This is a genomic window from Aquimixticola soesokkakensis, assembly GCF_900172375.1.
Classification (GTDB): domain Bacteria; phylum Pseudomonadota; class Alphaproteobacteria; order Rhodobacterales; family Rhodobacteraceae; genus Aquimixticola; species Aquimixticola soesokkakensis.
The window spans coordinates 206,404-215,417 of sequence record NZ_FWFS01000007.1; the positions used below are offsets into that span (position 1 = coordinate 206,404).

12 protein-coding genes are annotated in these 9,014 nt (G+C 62.4%); 9 read left to right on the forward strand and 3 right to left on the reverse strand.

Annotation, left to right across the window (positions count from 1 at the left end):
* Positions 1–3 precede the first annotated feature (3 nt).
* The 3 genes from AQS8620_RS10580 (at position 4) to AQS8620_RS10590 (ending at position 1,462) form a co-directional block, all read left to right on the forward strand.
* Positions 4–498, forward strand: coding sequence for a dihydrofolate reductase (locus AQS8620_RS10580; RefSeq protein WP_085836855.1), 495 nt, complete (start codon positions 4–6; stop codon positions 496–498).
* A gap of 139 nt (positions 499–637) precedes the next feature.
* Positions 638–979: a hypothetical protein gene (locus AQS8620_RS10585; protein ID WP_085836856.1), complete on the forward strand. Its 342-nt coding sequence runs from the start codon at positions 638–640 to the stop codon at positions 977–979.
* 72 nt (positions 980–1,051) lie between these two features.
* Entirely contained in the window at positions 1,052–1,462 is a 411-nt protein-coding gene (locus AQS8620_RS10590) for a DUF2177 family protein (protein WP_085836857.1), read from the forward strand.
* Here the strand turns inward: AQS8620_RS10590 and AQS8620_RS10595 are convergent.
* Both AQS8620_RS10595 and AQS8620_RS10600 read right to left on the reverse strand, forming a co-directional pair.
* On the reverse strand, positions 1,455–2,102 hold the full coding sequence (locus tag AQS8620_RS10595) for a GDSL-type esterase/lipase family protein (protein ID WP_085836858.1): 648 nt from the start codon (positions 2,100–2,102) through the stop codon (positions 1,455–1,457). The genes AQS8620_RS10590 and AQS8620_RS10595 overlap by 8 nt on opposite strands.
* Positions 2,103–2,286: 184 nt before the next feature.
* The gene (locus tag AQS8620_RS10600) at positions 2,287–2,493 is read right to left on the reverse strand and encodes a cold-shock protein (RefSeq protein ID WP_085836859.1); all 207 of its coding nucleotides are present in this window, start codon (positions 2,491–2,493) and stop codon (positions 2,287–2,289) included.
* Positions 2,494–2,702: 209 nt separating this feature from the next.
* Here AQS8620_RS10600 and AQS8620_RS10605 point away from each other — a divergent pair, with 209 nt between their 5' ends.
* From AQS8620_RS10605 to AQS8620_RS10615, 3 genes are all read left to right on the forward strand, one after another.
* Complete coding sequence (locus tag AQS8620_RS10605; RefSeq protein ID WP_085836860.1) at positions 2,703–3,011, forward strand: arsenate reductase family protein; 309 nt, start codon at positions 2,703–2,705, stop codon at positions 3,009–3,011.
* A gap of 78 nt (positions 3,012–3,089) precedes the next feature.
* A complete protein-coding gene (locus tag AQS8620_RS10610; protein ID WP_143267499.1) occupies positions 3,090–3,578 on the forward strand; it encodes a hypothetical protein in 489 nt (162 codons plus the stop codon).
* Positions 3,575–4,276, forward strand: a complete 702-nt coding sequence (locus AQS8620_RS10615) for an HTTM domain-containing protein (RefSeq protein WP_085836862.1) — start codon at positions 3,575–3,577, stop codon at positions 4,274–4,276. The genes AQS8620_RS10610 and AQS8620_RS10615 overlap by 4 nt, the downstream gene beginning before the upstream one ends.
* Positions 4,277–4,327: 51 nt before the next feature.
* Here AQS8620_RS10615 and thrS read toward each other — a convergent pair whose 3' ends face one another.
* Complete coding sequence (gene thrS, locus AQS8620_RS10620) at positions 4,328–6,274, reverse strand: threonine--tRNA ligase (RefSeq protein ID WP_085836910.1); 1,947 nt, start codon at positions 6,272–6,274, stop codon at positions 4,328–4,330.
* Between the two features lie 110 nt (positions 6,275–6,384).
* On the opposite strand from thrS, the gene AQS8620_RS10625 reads away from it, so the two are divergent.
* The 3 genes from AQS8620_RS10625 to AQS8620_RS10635 all read left to right on the forward strand — a co-directional run bounded on the left by AQS8620_RS10625 (position 6,385) and on the right by AQS8620_RS10635 (position 8,977).
* The gene (locus AQS8620_RS10625; protein ID WP_085836863.1) at positions 6,385–7,701 is read left to right on the forward strand and encodes an MFS transporter; all 1,317 of its coding nucleotides are present in this window, start codon (positions 6,385–6,387) and stop codon (positions 7,699–7,701) included.
* A gap of 67 nt (positions 7,702–7,768) precedes the next feature.
* Positions 7,769–8,515, forward strand: a complete 747-nt coding sequence (locus AQS8620_RS10630) for an alpha/beta hydrolase (protein ID WP_085836864.1) — start codon at positions 7,769–7,771, stop codon at positions 8,513–8,515.
* A gap of 27 nt (positions 8,516–8,542) precedes the next feature.
* Positions 8,543–8,977, forward strand: coding sequence for a VOC family protein (locus AQS8620_RS10635; protein WP_085836865.1), 435 nt, complete (start codon positions 8,543–8,545; stop codon positions 8,975–8,977).
* The last annotated feature ends 37 nt before the right edge of the window (positions 8,978–9,014 follow it).

Consider the following 9,014-nt stretch of genomic DNA (forward strand, 5'->3'; position numbering starts at 1 on the left):
GATATGATTTCTTTGATTGTCGCGCGCGCGCGCGGTGGGGCCATCGGGCGGGGCGGGGATATTCCATGGGATATTCCCGAAGACCTCAAGGCATTTTGGCGTGAAACCATGGGGGGCGCGGTGATCATGGGACGCAGAACTTGGGAAAGCCTGCCCGTCAAGCCCTTGAAAAGCCGGTTTAATATCGTTGTCTCGCGCAGTGAGGTCGTCGGGGCCGGGGCCAGTTGCACCAGCCTTGAGGCGGCGCTGTGTGTCGCGCGCGACGCAGGCTATCACCGGATTTACGGCATGGGGGGGCAGGCGATTTACGCCGCGCTTTTGCCGCAGGCGGATCGCTTGCTGGTCTCGGAAGTGGACCTTGAGGTGCCCGATGCGGATACGTTTTTCCCCGATTTTGACGCGGAGGCGTGGCGCGAGGTCGGGCGGCAGGTTCTGCGCGCGGGCGGCGCACAGGACGCAGGGCCGCCCTGCGTGATGCGCGAGCTGCTGCGCGCCTGAGGTATTTTGTCGGGTGCAGAAACAACAGCTCCAGATTGTTTCGCACCGCTTGAGCCTGCACGGCTTTACCTCCACGGGGCGCTATGGTTAACCTGTGGATAACCCGTGCGCGCAACAAGTTACCGGAGGTTGCTTTCAGATGACGTCTATTTTCAAACCCGTGTTGGTCATGGCCTGTGTCGCAACGCTGGGCGCGCCCGCTTTCGCCCAGGATATGACGCAGCCCTACGACCCTTCGGTCAAAACCTTCGCCTATGAGGCGGGTGTCGAGAATTTTTGCCCGGCCGGTTTGCAGCCGGTGCGCAGCTTTGGCAGTGTGGCCTGCGGCACGCCCAACGCCTTTGGGTATGTGGATCGCAGCGGGTCCGCCGCGGTGGCTGTCGCGCCTGTCGTGATGCCCGCCACGCAAAGCTACAGCTTTGCGCCCAGCCCCACCGTGATCGAGATGGGCAGCGTCCCCGCCGCAATGGACGGAATGTAAGCGGTTATTTTTGAACCGTTTCCCGTCGGGCTGCGTATCCTCTGACGTAACAGTCATCGGCGGAGGCCCAACGTGCAGTACATCATTCTTTATTTTTCCACGGCGCTGATTTTTTTGGGCTGTGACGCGGTGATGCTCAAACATGTGATGCGCCCGCTCTTCGTGCGCTCCTTGGGGGATCAGCTTGCCGAGGATTTTCGCCTCGGCCCGGCCGCCGTCTTTTACCTGTTCTACATCGCGGGAATTTTGATCCTCGCCTCTCTTCCGGCTCTGCGCGAGGGCAGTGCCTGGCCTGCGCTGTGGAAGGGGGCGCTGATCGGGGCGATGGCCTATGGCACCTATGAATTCACCAGCTATGCGGTGATGGCACGCTGGTCGCCGCACATGGTCTACGTCGATGTGGCTTGGGGCATTTTTGTCACCGGCCTGTCGGCTTGGGGCGGTGTGATGATCACCCGCGCTCTGTTGGGGCTGTTCAACTAGGCTGTTCGATCTCGTCCAGAATATGGGCGGCGACGGCTTTGCCCAGCGTGGCATGGGCGGCACCGTCGAAATGGACACCGTCGATATCGCTGACCGTGATATGCATTCCCGCATCGAGAAAAGGGATGTCGTATTGTTCGGCCAAGCTCGCATAAAGCCGCGCCAGAAGGCGTGATTTTTCCCCCGCCCCCGAAAATTCGGGATTATCCGTGACGGCAGGCGGGCAGATCAGGAAGCACTCGAATCCGCCGTGACGGTTCTGCATTTCCTCCGAGAGGCAGACTTCGATCAGAAAGGCCATGCGCGCGGCGATGTCTTGGGCAGGCGAATCAAATTGCGTTTTGAAGTCGTTGGTCCCGAGCATCAGCGTCACCGCATCAATCGGTCCGCAGCTTTCAAGAGCGATGAACAGCCCGATTCGCCCGTCCATATGGGGGCCCATCAACGGATCGGGCAGTCCGGTCGTGCGTCCGGGCAGGCCCTGCTCGACAAGGTCCCAAGCAACGCCTGCTTGTCCCAACGCCTGTGCGCAGACCTGTGGCCAGCGCGCGCCTTCGGGCAGGCGCTGGCCCTCGGCGTAGACATCGGCGGGGGGCGTGCCAAAGGTGTTGCTATCGCCAAAGGTAAGCAGACGGGGCATGTGGGGGCCTTTCCTGACCGGCGCGCAGCATCGCAGCGCAGCATAAAACACCCCGCAACTTGTGCTGCGGGGTGTGAAATCGTCAAGCCCTTGTGGTGTCAGAGGGGTATCTTTGCGCCGCGCTTGAGGAAGACGGCGGTCTGACGGTCTCGGGAACGGGCTTCCTGATCAGCCGCAGGGCGGATCAGATGGCCTCAAGATCGGTGGCAGATGCGCGGCCATCACGGCCTTCACGCAGCTCGTAGCCGATCTTCATATTGTCGGCGAGGCCGGTCATTCCGGCGCGTTCGACGGCGGAAATATGGACGAAAACGTCCGATCCACCATCGTCAGGGGCAATAAAGCCGTAGCCTTTGGTGGTGTTAAACCACTTCACGGTTCCGGTAGGCATTGCGGGTCGTCTCCTCAAAGTAACGCCGCCCACGACATGTGGCGGTCCGGTGCGGCGGGTCTTCCAAACAGGTAGTCTGCCCGAAATCAGGGCGGTCATTCCAGAAAGTCTGCGGTCACCATTTAAAGTTTGGAGAATCCTTTTATAAAATCAAGCAACAAAATGATGACGCTCAAAGGTTGGCGTCGGGATGCCGAGGGCTTGTGCAAATGCTGATTTATGGGCTGAAAAACTGCGACACCTGTCGCAAAGCGTCGAAAATGCTTGGCGTGGGCGTGCAGGATGTGCGCGAGACCCCGGTGTCGCGCCCGGATCTGGAACGGTTTCAGGCCGCTTTCGGGGCGGCGCTACTGAACACACGCTCGACGACGTGGCGGGGCTTGTCGCAAGAGGAACGCGCGCTGGATCCGCTTGATCTGATCATCGCGCATCCGGCGTTGATGAAGCGCCCTGTGATCGAGGCAAAGGGACAGCTTTGGCTGGGATGGGGTAAGGATGTGCAGGCTGCGCTGACCTGAACGGTCGCTAAAAACGCTTCGTTAAGGTTGTTTTGCTAGGCGTAGGGACAGAAGCTCCCAAGCGCGACAGGCGGCAACATGCGACAGTCTTTGAACAATCTCAGCTTTCTTTTTTCATTGCTGTTGCCGGTGCTATTGCCCTCGTGGCGGTTTTTCAAAACCGTCGCCCCCTCGCCGCGGATCGAGGTGGCGCGCTTTGAACGGGGCAGCGATGGGGCATGGGTGCAGGTCCAGGACTGGCAGGCCTTTCGCCCCGCGCCGCGCCGCCTCTCGTTTGGGGCGCTGGTTGCACAGATTTTTTGGAACCCCGATCGCAATGCGCAACTCTATCTGGTGAGCTGCGCCGAACGCATGATTGCCGCCCAAGAAGAGGGACGGCGCTGTGCGCGCAGCTTCAACGAAATTTCTGCCCGCCTGTCGGAGGCGCTCTGGCAGGCGCCCCGCACCGGGCGCGCGCCGCTCGCCGCCTTCCGGTTTCGTCTGATTTTCATCTGGCGCGCTGGGCAAGAGTTGCGCCATGACGTGGATTTCACGTCCGATCTGATCGCGCTCGATGCCCGCGCGTGAGCCTTGATTTCGATCAGGCGCGCCGGCTGTGCGATCTCTTGCTGGCGGTGGCACTGGTCTTGCAAGCGCTGGAACATGTGGTCGGGAATGGGGATGGCCCGCGCACGCGCCGCCTCTTTGCCGCGCAGGGCGTTTTCTCTGTCGCCTTGCTGGGCGGGCTTGCCCCTGCGGTCGTCCTGAGCGCCTTGCTCATCACCAGCTGCGCGACGCTGTGGCGGTTTAATGGCCCCTACAACGGCGGCAGCGACAAAATGCGCAGCTTGGCGCTTTTTGCCCTCTGGCTTGCGCATGTTTTGCCCACGCGCGGGGGGCAGGAACTGGCGCTGGCCTATCTCGCGGCGCAATTGGTGCTGTCCTACCTTGTGTCGGGCTGGATCAAGCTGATCAACCCCGACTGGCGCAGCGGGGCGGCGTTGCGCGATGTGTTTGCCTATTCGGCCTATCCCGTGAGCGAAGGATTGCGCGGCTGGGCACAACATCCGCGCCTGCTGTGGGCCATGAGTTGGGCGGTCATCGGGTTTGAGGTCTTGTTCCCCCTGACGCTTTTGCAGCCCCGCGCGCTGCTCTGGGGCCTCGCGCTTGCGGCCCTGTTTCACGCAGCGAACGCCTGTCTGTTCGGGTTGAACCGCTTCTTTTGGGCGTGGATTGCGGCCTTTCCGGCGCTCATCTGGTTGCAAGCGCGCCTGCTGGGCCTTTAGGCGCAACGCAAAAGGGCCCCGCAGTGCGAGGCCCTTTGGGGGTCTTGGATCCTAGCGCAGGTCGGGCGCGGTGGCCTCGATCGCAAGGGCGTCCAGCATCGAGTCGAGCGTCTCGACGGAGGTGTTCTTATCCCCCAGACGCCGCACGGAGAGGGTGCGCTCCTCGACCTCGCGCTTCCCCACGGCCAAGATCACCGGAACCTTGCCAAGGCTGTGCTCGCGGACCTTGTAGTTGATCTTTTCGTTGCGGGTGTCGGCCTCGGCACGCACACCGCGCGCTTTGAGGGCGGCAACCACGTCGTTCACATAGTCATCGGCTTCGGAGACGATCGACGCGACAACGACCTGACGCGGCGCAATCCAGAACGGCAGCTTGCCGGCGTGGCTTTCGATCAGAATGCCGATGAACCGCTCGAAACTGCCCAGAACCGCACGGTGCAGCATGAGCGGGCGGTGCTTTTCACCATCCGCTGCGATATAGCTTGCATCCAGCCGCTCGGGCAGGTTGGGGTCCACTTGCAGCGTGCCGCACTGCCAGTCGCGCCCGATCGCATCGGTCAGAACGAATTCCAGTTTGGGGCCGTAGAACGCCCCTTCTCCGGGCTGCAATTCGTAGTCGTAGCCCGCTGCGCGGCAGGCATTGCCCAAAGCCGCCTCGGCCTGATCCCAGCTTTCATCGGTGCCGATCCGCTTTTCGGGGCGGGTCGACAGTTTGATCTTCCAGTCGTGAAAGCCCAATTCGGCGTAGATTTTCGACAGGAACTCGATGAACTTTTTGGTCTCCGGCTCGATCTGAGCATCGGTGCAGAAAATATGCGCGTCATCTTGGGTAAAGCCGCGCACGCGCATGATGCCATGCAGCGCGCCCGAAGGCTCGTAGCGGTTGCACGAACCGAATTCGGCCATGCGCAGCGGCAGATCGCGGTAGGATTTCAGCCCGTGGTTGAACACCTGCACGTGGCAGGGGCAGTTCATCGGTTTGAGCGCGTTCACGGTCTTTTCGCGCGCGTGATCCTCGTCCACTTCGACGATGAACATGTTTTCCTGATAGCTGTCCCAGTGACCGGAGGCTTCCCAGAGCTTGCGGTTGACCACTTGCGGGGTGTTCACCTCGACGTAGCCGTCCTTTTCCTGCTGGCGGCGCATGTAGTCCTGCAGCGTGGTGTAGATTTTCCAGCCGTTGGCATGCCAGAAAATCTGGCCCGGTGCTTCTTCCTGCATGTGAAAGAGGTCCATTTCGCGGCCCAGCTTGCGGTGGTCGCGTTTGGCGGCCTCCTCCAGCATGGTCATATGGGCTTTCAGGTCGTTGCGGTTCTTGAACGCCACGCCGTAGATGCGCTGCAACATCGGGCGCGAACTGTCGCCCAGCCAATAGGCCCCCGCCACATGGGTCAGTTTGAAGCCATCGGCAGGCACCTGGCCGGTGTTTTGCAAATGCGGACCGCGGCAGAGATCCTGCCAGTCGCCATGCCAATACATCCGCAGGTCCTCGCCCTCGGGGATGCGGTTGATCAGCTCGACCTTGAACGGCTCGCCCTTGTCCTCATAGTGCCGGATCGCGCGGGCGCGGTCCCAGACTTCGGTTGTGACCTCGTCGCGGGCGTTGATGATTTTCTTCATCTCCGCTTCGATCTGGCCGAGGTCCTCGGGGGTAAACGGCTCGGCGCGGTCGAAATCATAGAACCAGCCGTAGTCGCGCACGGGGCCGATCGTCACTTTGACATCGGGCCAGATCGCTTGCACGGCGCGCGCCATGATATGGGCAAGGTCGTGGCGAATGAGTTCAAGCGCGGGCGCATCGTCGGCCATGGTGTTGATGGCGATGGCGGCGTCCGTGGGGATCGGCCAGGCCAGATCCCAATGCGCGCCATTCACAGTGGCAGAGATTGCCTTTTTGGCAAGCGAGGGCGCAATGGAGGCGGCCACTTCGGCAGGCGTCACGCCCGCCGCATAGTCGCGCGAATTGCCATCGGGGAAGGTGAGGGTGATCTGGGACATGTCGTCCTCCTCGTCAGTTTGGCGCCAACGCGTGCGCCCGGTTGCGGGTTGGGTTTCGCGCTCTATGTCCCTGTTCAAAGGGTCAAAGTCAATCACGAAAGGCGCGGCGCATGGCAAGGCACACAGGCTGGCAAAAAGAGGCATTCGAGGCGCTTACAGGCGCCCGGGGCAAGGCCGAAAGTCTTTCCGAACACGCACAACAGGCCGAAGCGTCGAACTTTCTCAAACATGCGGCCTCCCTGTCGATGAGCAAGTCCGCTGACGGGTTGTTTGACCCCAAGCTGGTGTTGTCGTGGCTTTTGTCCCATTTGGGGGCAGGGGCCTTTTGGATCGGGCTGTTGGTGCCGATCCGCGAAGCAGGGGCCCTGTTGCCGCAACTGTTCACCGCCGCGCGTATCCACGCCCTGTCGCGGCGCAAATGGGCCTGGGCGGCGGCCTCGCTGGGGCAGGGGATTGCTGCGGCGCTGATCGTGCTGATCGGCGTCACCTTGACGGGGGCGGCGGCGGGGAGTGCTGCCTGCGCGGTCGTGGCCCTGCTGGCGCTGTCGCGCTCGGTTGCCTCTGTCAGCTACAAGGATGTGCTGGGCAAAACCGTGGGCAAGGCGCGCCGCGGCGCCGCGACCGGGCTTGCGGCCTCAAGCGCCTCCGTTGTGATTTTCCTCTTTGCGCTGGCGTTGATGGTTGCCCCCATCGAGCGCTTTGCCATCGTGATGGGGGCCTTGGGCCTCGCGGCGCTGTTGTGGATTGGGGCGGCTGCCTTGTTTGCGACGCTCGATGAGGAGGCGCAGGACCTCGAACAGGCCGCGCCCGTGTCGTTCAAAACCCAATTGGGCCTGCTGCGCCGCGACCCTGATCTGGCGCGTTTTATCGTCGCGCGCGGGTTGTTGACGGGCACGGCGCTGGCCCCGCCCTACCTCATCTTGCTGGGCTCGACCGCCGGAAACGGCGCATTTGAGGCGCTGGGGGCCTCGGTTCTGGCCTCGGCGCTGGCCTCTTTCGTGTCGAGTTATCTCTGGGGGCGGCTCTCGGATCGCTCGTCCAAGACCGTTCTGGCCCTTTCGGGGATCTTTGGCGCTGTCGCCCTGTTTTTGGCGGTCGCGGTGGACCTTGCGGGCGTGTCGGGCACGATTTGGGCCATTCCGGGCACGTTGTTTTTGTTGATGATTTGCTATTACGGCGTGCGGCAGGGGCGGTCGACCTATCTCGTCGATCTTGCGCCCGAGGATCAGCGCCCCCAATACACGGCGGTGGCCAATACCCTTATCGGGGTGATCTTGCTTGGGTCCGGGGTGATCGGCGCGCTGGCCGCGATGGTCGGGCCGCAGATCACGCTGGGGGTGTTTGCGCTGATGGCGCTGGGCGGGGCGGGGGTGGCGTGGCGCCTGCGCGAGGTCGAGACGGGCTTTGGCACCGTTACGGGCGGTTGAAGCCCGCGCCGCTGCGGCTTAGGCTTGGGGAATATTCCATTCGCCACTCAACTTTGCAGGTTGCCCTATGTCGCGCTTTCTTACCACACCGCAAGGCCGCTCCATCGCCTATAACCAGACCGAAGGTGCGGGGGTTGGTGTCGTGTTTCTGGGCGGCTTCATGTCGGATATGGAAGGGTCAAAGGCGCTCTATCTGGAAGATTGGGCCCGCCGCGAAGGCCGCCCGTTTTTGCGGTTCGACTACTCGGGGCACGGTGAAAGCAGCGGCGCGTTCGAGGAGGGCTGCATCGGGGATTGGGCGCAGGACGCGCAGGCCGTGATCGAGGCGCTGACACATGGTCCGCAGGTGCTGATCGGCTCGTCGATGGGCGGCTGGATTTCGCTGTTGATGACGAAACGGCTGGGCGCACGCGTGGGCGGGCTTGTCACCATCGCCGCCGCGCCCGATTTTACCGAAGACGGGTTCTGGGCGGGGTTCACGGCCGAGCAGCGCGCTGAACTGGCGCGCACGGGGCGGGTGCTTGTGCCGTCGGATTACGATGCGCCCTATCCGATCACCAAACGGCTGATCGAGGACGGGCGCAACCAGCTTGTGCTGCGCACGCCTTTGACACTCGATCTGCCTGTGCTGATGTTGCAGGGCACCGCCGATACCTCGGTCTCGGTGCAAACCGCGATGCGCCTGTTTGAACACGCAAGCGGCGCGGACATTCGCCTGCTTTTGGTCAAGGGCGCCGATCACCGCTTTAGCAGCGTGCGCGAGTTGGGGCAGATTTCCTTTTCCGCCGAGCGGGTGCTGGAGCGTTTGGAATAGGCTTTTGGCCAAAACAGGAGTGCAGCGATGGAACAACGGGTCTCTTTAATCACGCTGTCGGTGGCCGACCTTGCGCGCGCCAAAGCGTTTTACGCGGCGCTTGGCTGGCGCGATGTGTCCGAACATGCGGGGATCGTGGCCTTCAACCTGCTCGGGCAGGCCTTGGGCCTGTATCCGCGCGATGAACTGGCGCGCGACATGGGGGTGCCTGTTGAAACCCTGGGACACGGCGGCATGACTTTGGCGCATAATCTGCGCGAAAAGGACGAGGTAGACGGATTGGCGCAGCGCATGATCGATGCCGGTGCCACAGTTCTCAAGCCGCCACATGAGGTGTTTTGGGGCGGGTATATTGCCTATCTGGCCGACCCGGACGGGCATGTTTGGGAACTGGCGTGGAACCCGATGGCCCCGCCCCATGCCGATGGGGCGTTTCAGTGGGAAGCCGCGCCTGAGGCGTAATTTCGCCTGTGATATGGCGCGCGGGCGGTGATCCGCT